The sequence below is a fragment of the Pseudomonas sp. GW821-FHT02H06 genome, from assembly GCF_059421525.1.
In genome coordinates this window covers 54,142-69,539 of sequence record NZ_JBWKVD010000007.1, presented here as the reverse complement: position 1 = coordinate 69,539, position 15,398 = coordinate 54,142, and the positions used below count along the sequence as shown (strand labels likewise).

At 58.9% G+C, this 15,398-nt stretch carries 16 protein-coding genes and 1 riboswitch; of the genes, 7 read left to right on the top strand and 9 right to left on the bottom strand.

Features of this window, described 5'->3' with window-relative positions; all coding sequences use genetic code 11:
• Positions 1 to 26 precede the first annotated feature (26 nt).
• Entirely contained in the window at positions 27 to 506 is a 480-nt protein-coding gene (locus AC07VF_RS13535) for a hypothetical protein (RefSeq protein WP_495009139.1), read from the top strand.
• Positions 507 to 515: 9 nt separating this feature from the next.
• Positions 516 to 1,037, top strand: a complete 522-nt coding sequence (locus AC07VF_RS13530; protein WP_495009140.1) for a hypothetical protein — start codon at positions 516 to 518, stop codon at positions 1,035 to 1,037.
• A gap of 181 nt (positions 1,038 to 1,218) precedes the next feature.
• Here the strand turns inward: AC07VF_RS13530 and AC07VF_RS13525 are convergent, their stop codons facing one another.
• The 3 genes from AC07VF_RS13525 to AC07VF_RS13515 form a co-directional block, all read right to left on the bottom strand.
• Positions 1,219 to 2,583, bottom strand: a complete 1,365-nt coding sequence (locus tag AC07VF_RS13525; RefSeq protein ID WP_192174913.1) for a DUF1329 domain-containing protein — start codon at positions 2,581 to 2,583, stop codon at positions 1,219 to 1,221.
• 14 nt (positions 2,584 to 2,597) lie between these two features.
• Positions 2,598 to 4,520, bottom strand: a complete 1,923-nt coding sequence (locus AC07VF_RS13520) for a DUF1302 domain-containing protein (RefSeq protein ID WP_192174914.1) — start codon at positions 4,518 to 4,520, stop codon at positions 2,598 to 2,600.
• Positions 4,521 to 4,884: 364 nt separating this feature from the next.
• Positions 4,885 to 6,561 (bottom strand): fatty acid--CoA ligase, encoded by a 1,677-nt coding sequence (locus AC07VF_RS13515; protein ID WP_495009141.1) that lies wholly within the window; start codon positions 6,559 to 6,561, stop codon positions 4,885 to 4,887.
• A gap of 319 nt (positions 6,562 to 6,880) precedes the next feature.
• Between AC07VF_RS13515 and AC07VF_RS13510 the strand changes: the two genes are divergently transcribed.
• On the top strand, positions 6,881 to 7,438 hold the full coding sequence (locus tag AC07VF_RS13510; RefSeq protein ID WP_495009142.1) for an RNA 2'-phosphotransferase: 558 nt from the start codon (positions 6,881 to 6,883) through the stop codon (positions 7,436 to 7,438).
• On the opposite strand, the gene AC07VF_RS13505 is transcribed toward AC07VF_RS13510, so the two are convergent.
• Complete coding sequence (locus AC07VF_RS13505; RefSeq protein ID WP_495009143.1) at positions 7,428 to 7,826, bottom strand: hypothetical protein; 399 nt, start codon at positions 7,824 to 7,826, stop codon at positions 7,428 to 7,430. The genes AC07VF_RS13510 and AC07VF_RS13505 overlap by 11 nt on opposite strands.
• A gap of 118 nt (positions 7,827 to 7,944) precedes the next feature.
• Entirely contained in the window at positions 7,945 to 8,574 is a 630-nt protein-coding gene (locus AC07VF_RS13500) for a LysE family translocator (RefSeq protein ID WP_495009144.1), read from the bottom strand.
• A gap of 88 nt (positions 8,575 to 8,662) precedes the next feature.
• Between AC07VF_RS13500 and AC07VF_RS13495 the strand changes: the two genes are divergently transcribed.
• The 3 genes from AC07VF_RS13495 (at position 8,663) to AC07VF_RS13485 (ending at position 11,557) form a co-directional block, all read left to right on the top strand.
• Positions 8,663 to 9,628: a 2-hydroxyacid dehydrogenase gene (locus AC07VF_RS13495; protein ID WP_495009145.1), complete on the top strand. Its 966-nt coding sequence runs from the start codon at positions 8,663 to 8,665 to the stop codon at positions 9,626 to 9,628.
• A 95-nt stretch (positions 9,629 to 9,723) separates the two neighbouring features.
• Complete coding sequence (locus AC07VF_RS13490) at positions 9,724 to 10,722, top strand: methyltransferase (protein ID WP_495009146.1); 999 nt, start codon at positions 9,724 to 9,726, stop codon at positions 10,720 to 10,722.
• A 40-nt stretch (positions 10,723 to 10,762) separates the two neighbouring features.
• Positions 10,763 to 10,883: riboswitch (yybP-ykoY riboswitch) on the top strand.
• An 89-nt stretch (positions 10,884 to 10,972) separates the two neighbouring features.
• Positions 10,973 to 11,557: a TMEM165/GDT1 family protein gene (locus AC07VF_RS13485; protein ID WP_122622580.1), complete on the top strand. Its 585-nt coding sequence runs from the start codon at positions 10,973 to 10,975 to the stop codon at positions 11,555 to 11,557.
• A 227-nt stretch (positions 11,558 to 11,784) separates the two neighbouring features.
• Here AC07VF_RS13485 and AC07VF_RS13480 read toward each other — a convergent pair whose 3' ends face one another.
• The 4 genes from AC07VF_RS13480 to AC07VF_RS13465 all read right to left on the bottom strand — a co-directional run bounded on the left by AC07VF_RS13480 (position 11,785) and on the right by AC07VF_RS13465 (position 13,893).
• The gene (locus AC07VF_RS13480) at positions 11,785 to 12,603 is read right to left on the bottom strand and encodes a M48 family metallopeptidase (protein ID WP_192174923.1); all 819 of its coding nucleotides are present in this window, start codon (positions 12,601 to 12,603) and stop codon (positions 11,785 to 11,787) included.
• Positions 12,604 to 12,754: 151 nt separating this feature from the next.
• Positions 12,755 to 13,399, bottom strand: coding sequence for an SOS response-associated peptidase (locus AC07VF_RS13475; RefSeq protein WP_495009147.1), 645 nt, complete (start codon positions 13,397 to 13,399; stop codon positions 12,755 to 12,757).
• 51 nt (positions 13,400 to 13,450) lie between these two features.
• Positions 13,451 to 13,711, bottom strand: a complete 261-nt coding sequence (locus AC07VF_RS13470; protein WP_192132565.1) for a putative signal transducing protein — start codon at positions 13,709 to 13,711, stop codon at positions 13,451 to 13,453.
• Positions 13,711 to 13,893 carry a CPXCG motif-containing cysteine-rich protein gene (locus tag AC07VF_RS13465; protein ID WP_192174926.1) on the bottom strand — a complete coding sequence of 61 codons (183 nt, stop codon included), beginning with the start codon at positions 13,891 to 13,893 and terminating at the stop codon, positions 13,711 to 13,713. The genes AC07VF_RS13470 and AC07VF_RS13465 overlap by 1 nt, the downstream gene beginning before the upstream one ends.
• Positions 13,894 to 14,107: 214 nt before the next feature.
• Between AC07VF_RS13465 and AC07VF_RS13460 the strand changes: the two genes are divergently transcribed.
• A complete protein-coding gene (locus tag AC07VF_RS13460) occupies positions 14,108 to 15,271 on the top strand; it encodes a 1-acyl-sn-glycerol-3-phosphate acyltransferase (RefSeq protein WP_192174927.1) in 1,164 nt (387 codons plus the stop codon).
• The last annotated feature ends 127 nt before the right edge of the window (positions 15,272 to 15,398 follow it).

Genomic DNA, 15,398 nt, shown 5'->3' with positions numbered 1-15,398 from the left:
TGCCCAATTTTAGGAGAGTGCTTTATATGAGATGCAGCGTGTGGATGGCGGCGCTTCCCAAGCGTTTTGCCATTATTGGTGTCGGTTGCGCAACGACAGTTGCTGTAGCGAGTTCGTCCACCAACGCACAAGCTAACTTCTCTTGGGAGGGTACGTTCAGAGTAGGCAGTTTGCTTTGCACCTCGCCAGAGAACGGATCTGACTGCTCAGACGTTTTCAACGACAGTTTAGAAGTACGCAAAAAAGGTGAGGACTATCTGGTGACGCTTGAAAGCACCCAGGCCAATCAGCATGTCTGTGTGTTTTCATTTCTCATGAAAGAAGCTGGCCGACACCTGATTTACGAAACCGCGCACGGACGAGTACGGATGATCCGAACGGATGCAGCGCTGATCATCTCGTCGAGAAATGTCGACCCAACCGCGTTAGGCCTGGGTATTTGCGGGGCACATGCGGACATTGATGGCGTGGTATTTCCTTGGTCAAGTAAGCGTCGAGCTGAATGAGTCCGAAGCATGAAAAGAGTGAATCAAAGAAGTACATGCATCAAGTCGATTTTGAGCCTCGGATTCACAGTTACGATTCTGATAAGCGTGTCAGTTCTCGCCAGTGAAGACGTCAGTTGCCTCAAAAACGAAACCCTCATTGCCGGTTGCCGTCTTGATGAGCAAAAGCAGCGGTCAGTCTCTCTATGCAGCAGTGCCAACAAAGAAACCATCACCTATCGATTCGGGACGCCTGAAAAGGATGAGATGACGCAAACATTCCGAGCAACCCGCCCGCTTTTTCGGTGGGTAGATAAGGCGACATACACCACCTATTTTGGATTTCGCACGGGTGAGTACGGATATGTCGTAGGTGTGCCTCAACAAACCTTCGGTGCCAAAGCGTTTCTAGAGGTACTCAAGCTCAACAAAACCATCATGAGCAAAACCTGCACCGCGAACTCGTTCGGCTCGGAGCATCTGAAGAATGTTGCGATAAAGGAGCTGGATGACGGCTCGGTTCGAGCACAGCATTTTTCATTTCCGCCGTGATCCACGCATAAAGAGGAACAGCGTCCTGTGGACGCAAACCTTGGTCAAAAAAAACACCCCGACCATTCGGGGTGTTTCCTTTCTGCGCTATGGGGTTCAGCCATAGGGTGAAACAGCGGAGGACTTCAGTGCGCTGTAGCTGTGATCAACGTTGCACGCTCTCCGCTTGTTCGGTCAGCCGTTAGCGCACGCCTTCCTGACGCAGCGCGTTGGGCTGGAAGTCGCTGACAGTGGCAGTAAAGCCGAAGTCATAGGCTTTTTTCTCTTCGTTCTTCATGCCCAGCGCCAGGTAGCGGCCTGATTGCAGGTCGTACAGAGCTTCGAGGGCATACCACGGCACCTGTTTGTCGTAGTAGTTTTCGGCGTGGGCCTCAGCCACGCGCCACAGTTGACCACGACCGTCGTAGTGGTCGATGACCGCTGCCTGCCAGGTGTCTTCGTCGATGAAGAAGTCACGTTTGGCGTAGATGTGACGCTGGCCTTCTTTCAGCGTGGCAGTCACGTGCCAGACGCGACGCAGTTCATAGCGCGCCAGGTCCTGATTGATGTGCCCGGCCTTGATGATGTCGGTGTATTTCAACTTCGGATCGTCGAGCTTGTAGCTGTCGGACGCGATGTACATCTCTTGTTTGCCGATCAGCTTCCAGTCGTAGCGGTCTGGCGCGCCGTTGAACATGTCGAGGTTGTCGGAGGTGCGCAGGCCATCGGCGGCGGTGCCCGGCCCGTCGTAGGACACTTGTGGCGCACGACGTACGCGACGCTGCCCGGCGTTATAGACCCACGCCGCGCGCGGCTCTTTGACCTGGTCGAGGGTTTCGTGCACCAGGAGTACGGAACCTGCCAGACGCGCCGGCGCCGTTACTTCCTGTTTGAAGTAGAACAGGATGTTGCCCGGGTTCTTCGGATCGAAATCCTTCATCTTGTCGCGGAAGACGAACTCGTCGTGGAAATACACCGGGTTGAACGAGCCGTTGGTCTGCGGCGTGGCCTGGGTGACCAGACGCGAGACGCTGCCGCCGCGATAACGGGTGATGTGGTTCCAGATGACCTCAAGGCCATCCTTCGGAATCGGGAACGGCACTGCGGTTTCGAAATTCTCCAGGCCGTTGCCGCCACCCACCAGCTTGGTGTTGGTGGCGTTTTTCTTGATGGCGGCGAATACGTCAGCGGGCACAGTCGCGCCACGATGGGACGGGTAGACCGGCATCTTGTAGGTGTCCGGGTAACGCTTGAACATCGCGTACTGGCCCGGGGCGAGTTTGTCCTTGTACTGATCCACGTTCTGCGCAGTGATGGTGAACTGCGCTTTTTCATTGGCGTACGGGTTGGCCAGGAAGCCTTTGTCGTCCACGGCGCCAGCATTGGTCGGCATCGGGCTCCAGGCCGGAATGGTGTTGGCAGCGTTGCCGGCTTTTTCCGCGCCCATCGGCGTCAGCGTGGTGCCCAGCTTGGCGGCTTCGGCGTCGGACACCGCAGCCATCACGCTGGTCGCCAACAACGACAGACCCAACACGCCAACCTGCAACAGACCCTTCGTGATTTTCATTTTCATTATTGTCCTTAGAAGTTCATGCCGAAGCTGAGCGCTACGAAGTCGCGATCGTCCACGGTGGTGTACTTGCCGTCGAAGAAGTTGGTGTAGGAAAGGTTGGCGGTGTAGGTGTTCTGGTACTCGGCGTCGAGGCCCAGACTCACGGCCTTACGACCTTCCTCGAAGTTGCCGCCGGGACCTGGCGAGTAGCCGTCGACGTCGTGGGACCAGGCCACGCTCGGACGCAGGTTCACCCCGGCGAAGACGTTGTTGTAATCCCAGATGGCGCGAGCGCGGTAACCCCACGAATCGGTGGTGGTGAAGCCATCGTTTTCGCAGTAGCGGCTGAGGTTGTTCTGCGCGGCAGTGCCCAGGGTGCTGGCGTTGAGGGTCTGACATTGACCGCCTGGCAGCGGGCCCGGGCCATAGCTCGGGTCGCGGCCATAACGCAGTTTCGATGTACTTTCCAGCCCGCCGACGTGGGTCCAGCCCACCTCACCCACCACGGTCAGACGTTCGGCGCCCATCACCTGGTCGAAGAAGTGCGTGAAGGTGGTCTGCGCCTGGCTGATTTCCTTGCGGCGATAGCCTTTCTGGTCCTGGCCGGGTGCGCCCTGCAGCAGCGACACGTTCGAGTTCAGCGGCGACAGGCCGGAATACAGGATGTCGGTGGTGTTCAACTGCACCGGTGCGTTAGGGCGATAGCTGACTTCGCCGCTCCACGCCGTGCCGGTGGGCAAGGTGGTGGAGAAGCTCAGGCCGAACAGGTGAATGTCTTCCGGGTATTCAACGTAGTAGCTGGAGTTGGCAGCGACCACGACGGGCAACAAGGTTGGCGCGAGGGCCGCCGCGACGCCTCGAGGAACGCCGTTGGCCGCCAGACCGCCAACCAGACCCGCTGCGCTGTAGGCGCTTGCCGGCCCGCCCTTGCCGCTGAAGATCGGCAGACGGCTGTGGTAGTTCATGTAATAGGCGCCGAACTCGGTGTCCAGCGGCTCGAAGTTGTAGTGCATGGCCAGGCCGTACTGGCCACTGTCCCGGGCATCGCGATCAGGGCCGCGGGCGACCACTGCGCCCTCGTCAGGATTACCAAAGTTCACGCCGCGCGCAGCCAGCGTGTTCTGAACGGGGCCACGCAACGCGGCAGGCAGAGCCGCATTTAGGCTGTTGCGGGTACGCAGTACGGCCAGGTTGCTGTTGCAGCCGTCCGCGATCACGTCCGGTTGCGAGAAGAAGGTGCCGCAGTTGTCGACGACCGTCTGATCCCATTCCAGCTGGTAAAAGCCTTCAGCCGAGAGGTTTTCGGTCAGGCTTTGCGACAGGTAGAACATGTTGACCGGAATCAGGCCTTCCTTGATTTCCGAGCCAGGGCGACGGAACGCGGACACGTCGACCGGGTTGATGCTGTTGATGCCGCCCTGGATGAAGGTACTTTCACCCCAACTGACGACTTGCTTGCCCAGACGCACCGAGCCCGGCTCATCGGCAATGGAGTAGTTGTGATAGACGAATGCGTCGAGCAGCTCGAAACCTGAGGATTTGGCGCCTTCCTTGCGGCCGGAATCGCTGATGTCCTTGAAGTCACGGCTTTCGTCCTTGAGCTCGAAGTCATACCAGTACTTGCCCCGCAGGAACACACCGGTGTCGCCGTATTTCAGTTCAAGATCGTGGATGCCCTTGAAGATCTTCGAAAACGTTTCGCCGCTTTTGAAGTTCAAGTGACCGTCGTCGGAGGTTTGCGAAAGACCGTGACCGCCGTTGTTGGAGCCGATCAGGTTCTTGTTGGCGTTCTGGGTGGACCAGCTTGCCCCTATTGAGAGCGACGAGTCGAAGTTGCCTTCGATTTCTCCGATATTGAAACTGACGCCGAATGCAGGGCCGGCGAGCGTGGAAGCGAGGCTGACGGCCAGGGGCAATTTAGCCCGGCGCCAGAACTGGTTAGCTGATGTCATCGACGCTACTCCATGTGCTTTTATTTTTATGGCAGTGGGTGCTTCCAGAAACGACTCAGGCGGACGGGCCGCAGTGCCTGGGTGTCAACGCCGATCGGGCAGCCAAACAACTGCGAAACGATCAGTGCGCTTTTTCTCCGGTACCTACCTACTGCCGACTATAGCCAGCAGGTGCTGCTGCTTGATCCCTCTAAAGTGTGATTTGCAGCGCCAACACCTCTGGCACGCCGACTCCAGAGTGGCAAATCACAACGCAGGGGGAGCATGGCTGAAAAAAGAGAATTGGCAAGGAAGACGCCGGATTAGAGCCTTCGCGGCACATTTTCACGGAGATGAACCGATGAAATGGCCGCGAAGGAAAGCGTCAGAGCGTGGAGAGGAAAGCGCTGTTACTGCCCTGCCACTCAAGGATGTTCTGACGTATTTGCTTCTTGTCGAGCTTGCCGACGCTGGTCTTGGGAATTTCGGTAACAAGGGCGATCTGGCTGGGGATCGCCCACTTGTTAATGTGCCCCTGTTCCACAAATGGCTTGAGATGTTCCTTAAGGGTCTTGGCATCCAGGACGTGACCCTCGCGGGCGACCAGCAGCGCAAACGGGCGCTCGCCCCACTGAGGATCGGCGATACCCACCACGGCCACTTCACGGACACCGGGATGGCGACTGCAGAGATCCTCCAACTGCAGCGACGATACCCACTCGCCGCCGGTCTTGATCACGTCTTTGATGCGGTCACGAATGTCGATCCCGCCCATGTTGTCCAGCGTCGCTACGTCGCCGGTGTGCAGCCAGCCGCCGGCCCACAGTTCGGCGCCCTTCTCCGGCTCGCGGTAATAACCTTCACTCAGCCACGGTGCGCGCAGCACCAGTTCGCCCTGGGTCTCGCCGTCGGAAGGCAGGAAATTGCCCTCACCATCGACAATCGCCGCCTCAACCAGCACGCCCGGCGCGCCGGCCTTGATTCGGTAGGCGGTCCGTTCGTCTTCACTGGCGGCCATCAAGTCGTCATTCAGGTGCGCAACCGACACCAATGGCCCGGTCTCGGACATGCCGTAGGCGGCAGACAGCTGAATGCCTTTGGCCTTGGCTGCCTCGTACAGCGAACGATTGAGCGAGCTGCCGCCGATGATGATGTGCCAGCCGGTGAAATCCATGTTCTGAGCGGCTTTGGCGTTGAGGACCATTTGCATGATGGTGGGCACGCAGTGGGAAAACGTGACCTTCTCTTTTTGCCAGAGCTCCACTAGCAATTCGGGATCGTAGCGGCCGGGATACACTTGTTTGGCGCCCAGCATCGTTGCGGCATAGGGCACGCCCCACGCATGCACGTGGAACATCGGCGTGATTGGCATGTAAACCTTGTCGCCGCCCAGAATGCCTTCGACGCTGCCCATGATCGTCGCGACGGCCATGGTGTGCAGCACGAGCTGGCGATGGGTGAAATAAACGCCCTTGGGGTTCCCCGTCGTGCCAGTGGTGTAGAACGTGGTCGCCACCGAGTTCTCGTCGAAATCCTCGAATTGATAGTACGGATTCGCCGCGGCCAGCAACGCTTCGTACTCGCCCACAAGATTGGGCAGGTCGGCGGTCGCGCCATCGGTGTCGGTCAGTAACAGTGTTTTTTCGACGGTCGTCAGTTGCCCGGCGATGGCGTTGTAGAGGGGCACGAATTCGCTGTTCACCAGCACGAGCTTGTCTTCGGCATGGTTCATGGTGAACAGGATCTGCTCGGGCGAAAGCCGGACGTTAATCGTGTGGATCACCGCGCCAATCATCGGAATGGCGAACATGCATTCCAGGTAACGATGGCTGTCCCAATCCATCACCGCCACGGTGTCACCCGCCTTGACCCCGGCCGCCGTCAGCGCACCGGCCAGCCTGCAGATGCGCTCGTTGAGCATTTGATACGAATAGCGCGAATGGTCCCGGTAAACGATTTCACGGTTTTTTTCGTAGCGCACGCCTGACAGCAGCAGTCGCTTTATCAACAGAGGATACTGGTACGCCCCTTCGGCGGGCGGAATCACGCGGGTGTGCAGCATAGGAATCCCTTTTCACGGTGCAGGTGCGGGGGCTGAAAATATGCACTGTAGGGCCTGGGCGCGTCGATCGGATCAGCCGAAGGGATGAATTGTTGGTCTGAGGTGCCTAAAAAATACCAACTTGGCCTAGGAAATTCTGGACCGATATAAAGAATTTTTTCGGTGCCGCCGAGATCATAAGAAAGGTGTCATTGGAATACCTAACCGCTCAAGAATGTTCCAACGTTGCTGAATAACGATGCAGCAGAGGTCAGGATTGATTTTCTTCGGATGAAGCTTTAGCTTTCACGTTCAATGCTGGCCATTATGAGGAATCGGTGTGGACAAGAAATTACTTGACGAAACCAGCAAGTTTTTAAGTTATGTCTTAAGGCATGAACCAGAAGCCATCGGCTTGGAGCTGGATTCAGATGGATGGGCCGATATCGATGCGCTAATCCTGTGCGCCTCGAGAAATAATCGCGTTATTGACCGAGACCTGTTGGAAAAGGTGGTTAACGAAAGCGAGAAGAAAAGATTTATTATTTCAGAAAGCCGACAACTTATCCGAGCCGCGCAAGGTCATTCAACTCGCACAGTAAATCTTCAACACGCGCCGATGATACCGCCCAAATTTCTCTACCATGGAACGGCCACCCGTTTTCTGGAATCAATCTACGCCGAGGGGCTGAAGCCGGGAGCACGTCACCATGTGCACTTGTCGGAAAGCCCTGAGACTGCCCATTCCGTAGGGCTTCGCTATGGCAAGGCAGTTGTCCTGGAAATTGAAGCCCTTCGAATGCATGAAATGGGCTTCAAGTTTTATAAGGCCGAAAATGAAGTGTGGCTAATCGATAAAGTCCCTGCGGAGTGGCTTCCTCCCAAGACTAGTCTATAACTTCAAATGACTGCGCAACGATGTGGAGTGCCGCCCCTACAGAGTGTAGGTATACCCGAAAATGCCGGTATCTAGGCAAGCCGGGGGGCTTATTCGCGATATCCAGCATTTCTGAGCTTTTGTACTCCACCAAACAGCTTAGCAACGATAAATCCCGGTCGTCAGGGCAACTAAAAAAGCTATGCCCCGGGAACGGTGTCTTTACGAAATAGCTAGGCGACAAAAAGACAAAGGCTTTTTTTGCCCGCACGATACCGGGAAGCTCCGGATCGTAATAGATGTTAAGTGTGAGCGAGTTATCGACCCAAGACATCTCAACATCATCTTCACCATCTGAAGGCAAAAAGGTATCGAGATCCAAAAGCTTTTGGGGCTGAGATAGTCTCATAAGCCATCACCTCCTGGCGTTAAGTACAGAGCAGCGCTAACTCTCCCAGGTTGCTCTTTAAACAGCCCTTAAAGAGTTAGCATAAGCGTTCAGGCACAACCTTGAAAAAAACCCACCATCAATGCATTTCCGTCAACGCCAGCTTCAACCCCAAGGCAACCAATACACCACCCATCGCCCGATCAAACCAATGGCCCATCCGCGCAAAGCCCGCGCGAATCCGAGGCTGGCTGAACAGGCGTGCCACCAGGCAGAACCATGCGCCGGTCGCGAATGCCAGGTAAACGCCATAGCCCGCCTGAACCAGGATCGGCGTGTGCGGATTGATCACGACGGTGAACAGCGACAGGAAAAACAGGGTCGCTTTCGGGTTCAGCCCATTGGTCACGAACCCGGCCGTGAAGGCGCCACGCGCGGTGCGCTCGCCTTTGGCGATGTCCACGGGCGCATCCGATGCGCTTGCAGGTTTGGCGCGCAGTGCTTTGATGCCGATGTAAATCAGGTACGCCGCCGCAGCCCATTTCAAGGCATTGAACAGGACGATGGACTGCGAAACGATCAAGCCAATGCCCAGCAGCGAATAGCCGACGTGCAGGAAAATTGCGGTGCCCACGCCCATGGCGGTGTAGGTGCCGGCCTTGCGACCGTGGGTCACGCTTTCGCGCACGACGACGGCAAAATCCGGACCGGGGCTGGCGACGGCCAGCAGGTGAATCAGCGCAACGGTTAAAAATTCGGTCCAGTACATCGAAGTTCTCCAGGCGTTATGGCGAGCGGCAGGCTCTGGTAGGCTCGTCACATTACGCCTCCCACCCACCGAGCAAAAGGTACAGCTGATGCCCACTCAACGCCGAGCAGTTTTCCTGGATCACACCTCTCTGGATCTGGGGGATCTCGACCTCGCGCCGTGGCGTGAAACCTTCAGCGAACTAGTGCTGCATGGCAGCACCACACCCGATCAGGTGGCCGAGCGTTTGAAGGACGCCGATGTGGCGATTTCCAACAAGATCATGATCGATGCCGCCACGTTCGCCGCCTGTCCGAAGCTGAAACTGGTGCTGGTGACGGCCACCGGCGTCAACAATGTCGACCTCGACGCCGCGCGTAAGCATGGCGTGGTGGTCAGCAACTGTCAGGGCTACGGCACCCCTTCCGTGGCCCAGCACACGCTGATGTTGCTGTTGGCGATGGCCACCCGCTTGCCTGACTATCAACAAGCGATCCACCAAGGCCAGTGGCAGAAATCGAAGCAGTTTTGCTTGCTGGACTTCCCCATCGTCGAGCTGGAAGGCAAAACATTGGGGCTGCTGGGCCATGGCGAGCTGGGCGGCGCGGTCGCGAAGCTGGCCGAAGCCTTCGGCATGCGCGTGCTGTCGGGTCAGATCCCTGGTCGTCCTGCTCGCCCTGATCGCGTGCCACTGAATGAGCTACTGCCCCAAGTCGATGCCCTCACCCTGCACTGCCCGCTCAACGAGCACACTCGGGACATGATTGGCGCCCACGAGTTGAGCCTGCTGAAACCCAAAGCCTTCATCGTCAACACCGCGCGCGGCGGCTTGATCAACGAGCAGGCACTGGCCGATGCCCTGCGCAACGGCCAACTCGGCGGCGCGGCCACCGACGTGCTGACGGTCGAGCCCCCGGTTAATGGCAATCCGCTGCTGTCGGGCGATATTCCGCGCTTGATCATCACGCCCCACAGCGCATGGGGCAGCCAGGAAGCGCGGCAGCGCATCGTCGGCCAGATCAACGAAAACGCTCTGGCGTTCTATGAGGGCAAGCCGGTCCGCGTCGTCAGCTGACACGTAGCTTTTCGCAGGCTCGCCACTCGGCCGCACAGCGCGTGCGCGGCGTGGCAGGCCTGTTAGACTTCGCCCTTTTTTTCAAGGAGCCGATGATGGACCCGCGCAGTGAAGTGTTACTCCGACAGGCCGATTTGTTTCAGGGTTCCTTGCTGCTGACCGGCCTCCCTGCCGACGACTTGCTGAGCAAGCTGCCCAACGCGCGCGGCTGGAGCTGGCACGCTGGCGACTTCGACACCCTCGGGACACGATTTCCCGAGCGCGTGCACTTCGGCACCGAGGCCCCGGGCGAACCCTTTGAAGCCGCGGTGGTGTTTTTGCCCAAGGCCCGCGACCTCGCTGATTACCTCATTAACGCCCTCGCTTCCCGCCTGGCCGGACGCGAGCTGTTTCTGGTGGGCGAAAAACGCGGTGGCATTGAAGCCGCTGCCCGCCAGCTGAGCCCCTTCGGGCGTACGCGCAAACTCGACAGCGCCCGGCATTGCCAGCTCTGGCAAGTCACCGTCGAAACGCCTCCGCAAGCCGTCGAGCTCGACAGCCTGGCCAAACGTTTCGACATCGAAATCGAAGGCGGCGCGTTGAAGGTGGTGAGTCTGCCGGGCGTGTTCAGCCACGGCCGTCTGGACCGGGGTTCGGCCCTGCTGCTGGAAAACATTGATCGACTTCCCGCCGGCCATTTGCTCGATTTCGGCTGCGGCGCGGGCGTTCTCGGTGCGGCGGTGAAACGCCGCTACCCCGAAACACGCGTGACGATGCTGGATGTCGATGCGTTCGCCACCGCCAGCAGCCGTCTAACCCTCGCCGCCAATGGCCTTGAAGCCGACGTGCTGACGGGTAACCGAATCGACGCCGCACCGAGCGATCTGGACGTGATTCTGACCAATCCACCGTTCCATACCGGCGTCCACACTGATTACGCCGCGACTGAAAATCTGCTGAAAAAAGCACGAGAACATCTGAGAAAAGGCGGCGAACTGCGCCTGGTTGCAAACAGCTTCCTGCGCTATCAGCCGATCATCGAGTCGCATCTGGGGCCGTGCGCAATCATGGCCGAGGGCCAGGGCTTCCGGATTTACCGTGCGAAACGTGCGTGATAATTAGCGCTTGCCGAACACGAGACGTGTAGGCAGAATCCGCACCGTCCTAGGGGAGTAGTCTCCCACGAGCGCCATGCTCGTCCGGCACGCATCAACATACTTGGTCCTCAGACCATGGTGCGTGCGACCCCAGATCCGCTCAGACGGATCGGTGGTTTGACAAGACCTATGACACGAACATCCTGACCCGGGGCGGGGAGGTTGTACGTGTCATAGCCGTGTTGACCCGCCCCTTAGGAAAACCCTGATGCTGGAATCCCTGTTGGTCCCCACCGCTGTCGTCGCACTGGCTGAAATCGGTGACAAGACCCAACTCCTCGCGCTCGTTCTTGCCGCTCGCTTCCGCAAACCCTGGCCCATCATTGCCGGGATTGTCGCAGCCACGCTGGCCAACCATGCTGCGGCCGGTGCCGTTGGCGCATGGTTCAGCAGCTATCTCTCCGACGCCGTCCTGCACTGGATCCTGGCCGCCAGCTTTACCGCCACGGCGCTGTGGACGCTGGTTCCGGACAAGCTGGACGACGACGAAGCCAGCACCAGTCGCAAGTTCGGCCCCTTCCTGACCACGCTGATCGCGTTCTTCATCGCGGAAATCGGCGACAAGACGCAGATCGCGACCGTCATGCTGGCGGCGCAATACCCAAGCTTGTGGCTGGTGATCCTCGGCACGACGCTGGGCATGTTGCTGGCCAATGTGCCGGTGGTGCTGGCGGGTAATTTTGCTGCGGAGAAACTGCCACTGACGCTGATTCGTCGTCTGGCAGCGGGTGCATTTTTCGTTCTGGCGATCGTTGCGGTGTACAAGGCGATGCAGATCAGCGGCTGGGTGTAGCCACAGACCCCATGCCCTTGCAGGAGTGAGCTTGCTCGCGATGCTCTTCAACCGTTTCGCAGATATGCGCCGACAATTGATGATCGCGAGCAAGCTCAGTCCATGTGGGAGTGAGCTTGCTCACGAAGACGGCATTCCAGTCGCTGAAGATGCAGCGGATGTCCCGACCTCTTCGCGAGCAAGCTCGCTCCCACATGACCGTGTCTGCTACCGGGATCAGGCGTTGATCAGCCCTTCGGCGCCTGCTGATACAACGGCATCACTTTCGGAATCGCCGCCTGCAGCGAGGCGATCCGGTTGGACGAAGCCGGGTGGGTGCTCATGAACTCCGGCTGCGACGCGCCGCCTTGGGCTTCCATCTTCTGCCACAGCGTGATCGCGGCATTCGGGTTGTAACCGGCGCGAGCAGCCAGCTCGAGGCCCAGCAAGTCCGCTTCGTTTTCATTGGCGCGGCTGTTCGGCAGCGTCAGGCTGTAATCGACCACGGTGTCGGCCAGCGCCAGACTGTCCTGCCCCAACCCCAACAATGCACCGGCGCCCTGCTTCGCCATCTGCACACCGTAGGCCTTGGACATGGCTTCACGGCCGTGTTCGCGCAAGGCGTGCGCAATTTCGTGGCCCATGACCGCCGCCAGTTCGTCATCGCTAAGCTTGAGCGTATCGATCAGGCCGCTGTAAACGATGATCTTGCCGCCGGGACCGCAGTTGGCGTTCAGCTCATCGCTTTTGATCAGGTTCACATCCCACTGCCACTGCGCCGCGTCGGGCCGCAATTTCGGTGCCTGGGCAATCAGACGCTTGGCGATGGCCTGGACGCGCTTGCCCTCGGCGCTGCTGTTGTCGAGCACGCCTTTGGACGTGGCTTCGCTGACCGTCTGCTGATAGGACTGGGCGTACATCTTGTTGACTTCGTCCGTCGACAGCATGCTGAACATGTATTGTTTGCGCTCGACACCCACCGAATCGCCGGTGGTGGTATTGACCGCCTGACACCCGGCCACCAGCAACGCTGCCGTTACGCCACAAAGAGCAAAAATCCTGCGCATTTCGTATCTCCATTGAAACAATCGCGCCATCCTAGGCAATACGCGGGCCGAGCACCAGATGCCAGCCGTCTGCCATGTGAAAAGGCGCAGGAAAACGCGGCTGTGTAACAGGAAAGAAATACGGGATCGCGATTCACACCGTGAGACAGCACTACAACGGCGTCAGGCATTCCGGCGCGTTGAGCTTCGGATCGTTCACCAGATTGGCCAAAGGCCGTTCGCGCAGTTGCATCTGCGGGGCGGCGAGCATGGCCTGCAAGGTGATCAGCGGGCAGTCCGGATCAAGCCAGGCGCGCTGCCCTTCTTCGTCGAGAATCAACGGTCGACGCTGGCTCATGGCCGACTGCGTGACCACAGCAACGCTCAGGTAGATGTGGCCTTCAACGGGATAGGCCTCCCAGATCGCCGCGAAATACAGCGTCGATCCTTCGGCCGGCGTGAGCCAGAACGGCCGCTTGCGCACGCTGCCACGCCACTCATAAAAGCCGTTGGCCGGCAGCAGGCAACGTCGCTCACGAAACGCCTGCTTGAACATCGGCTGCTCCGCTACGGTTTCAGCGCGAGCATGGGCCGGCGTGCGCGACATGTCGGTAAGCCAGGGCGGCGTCAGCCCCCAACGTGCCCGCGCCACTTCGCGTCCGCGCTCGGCGCCCTCCTCGACCTCGCCCGGCGCTGCCCGAACCATCAAGACAGAAGCGGCAGGAGAAATATTCCACTGCGCTTGCTGGTCGCTCGGAAATCCGGGCAGGGCCGCAAAGGCAGGCGACCAACGAAACAGCGCATAACGTCCACACATGGGTTCAGCACAACTCTTTTTGAAAGCGAATGAGGCGCGCGCGAACCGGATTCAGCACAGCAACACATCGGGATAGCTGTCCGGCTCGTCACCGGGCAGCGGAAAGGCGGCATTGTACTCGGTGATCAACAGACGCGCCCGCTCGGCCTGGTCATCCTCGACCGTCAGGCCCAACAACCCGAACGCCGGCAAATCCCCAACGGCGCCCAGTAAATGACGCCCGGTGATGTGGGACTCGATGCCTTCGCTGGCGAGCATGGCCTGCAGCAGCTCACCTTCCATCAGGTGTTCGGGCTCATAAATCTTGCGCATCACTCGTTCTCGCTGCGGACGTCCAGCGTCCACTCTTCCCCATCGGTTTGCAGGCTGAAGATGATCGGCCGGCAGCAGACGGGGCAATCTTCAATGTAAGTCTGATCGCCGCCGGACAGATCCAGCGCCGCCTCCACCGGTTCGCCACAATAAGGGCAGTCGTAATCCTGTATTTCCTGCATCGCAGTCTCCGGGCCCAGTTTTGCGTATAATCGCCGACTTGTTTGCGGGTCGAGCTTTATTCCTCAGCATCCGGGCATCAGTCTGAGTCGACACCTTGAGCGAAGCCGCCTTGTTGTGCGGCCGCCGCCCAGGCATCAAGCCTGTGGTGTCGTGACTCGCTGCTGCACCGGACTCGACCTCCTTTACCTTAGCCGTTTCCGACAAGAGAGCATGATGGGCGAATTCGATGCCATCCGACCGTACGACGACACCGAAGTAAAAGCCGTACTTGATCGGCTGCTGGGTGACAAGGCGTTCCTCGCGATCCTCACGCATTTCCGATTTCCGCGCCTGGCCGGCTCCCTCGGCTGGATTCTGCAACCGGCCATCGCGCGCAAGTTGCGTCGCCAGTTCGCCGGCATCGACACCGTCGCGGCCCTGCAGGACAAGGTCGAGCATTACGTCGATCACACCATCGAACGCGCCACTGACGGTGTGACCTACACCGGCGTCGAGCAGTTCAAGTCAGGGGTTGCGTACCTGTTTCTGGCTAACCACCGCGACATTGTGATGGACCCTGCTTTCGTCAATTACGCGGTCTACCACGCGGGGCTGCCAACGCCGCGCATCGCCATTGGCGACAACCTGCTGCAAAAGCCTTTCGTCAGCGACCTGATGCGCCTGAACAAGAGCTTCATCGTGCACCGCTCGATCACCGGGCGTCGCGAGAAGATGGCGGCTTACCAGTTGCTGTCGGCGTACATCAATCATTCCATCCGCAATGACTGCCAGTCGATCTGGATCGCCCAGGCTGAAGGCCGCGCCAAAGACGGCGACGACCGAACCGAGTCGGCCATCCTCAAGATGTTCCACATGAGCCGTAAAGACGAGCCGTTTGGCGAAGTCATTCAGTCGTTGAACCTGACGCCGGTGTCGATCAGCTACGAATACGACCCGTGCGATCACGCCAAGGCGCGGGAGCTGTACATCCGCGCCACCACAGGCAGTTACACCAAAGTGCCGGGCGAGGACGACGTCAGCATCGCGCTGGGAATCACCGGCTACAAAGGCCGCGTGCACGTAAACTTTGCCCCGCCGATCACCGAGCTGTTCGAGGACACCAAACTGCTGGCCATCGAAATGGACCGGCAGATTCTCGGCGGCTATCGGCTGTTCCCGGTGCACTACCTCGCGTACGCGCAATGGGCCAACGCCGAGCCGGCGCTCCAAGTGCCGAACGCGGCTCAAGTGTTCCCGGTAGACGAACTGGAACGCGCTCAAGAGGAATGGCAGCGCCGACTCAATGGCTGCCCTGCCGAGCACCGTCCGTTTCTGATTCAGCAATACGCCATGCCAGTGCGCAATCAGTACCGGGTGAAGGCCGGGTTGCCGCTTTAATGTCCCCTTCCCTTTCACGAAAAACGGCGCCATAAGGGCGCCGTTTTTCGTTGTGCGCCTGCGTTGATTTGGCGAGATCCACCTTCACAAATGTGTCACCGCTGACACACTCAAGCGTAAGACACGG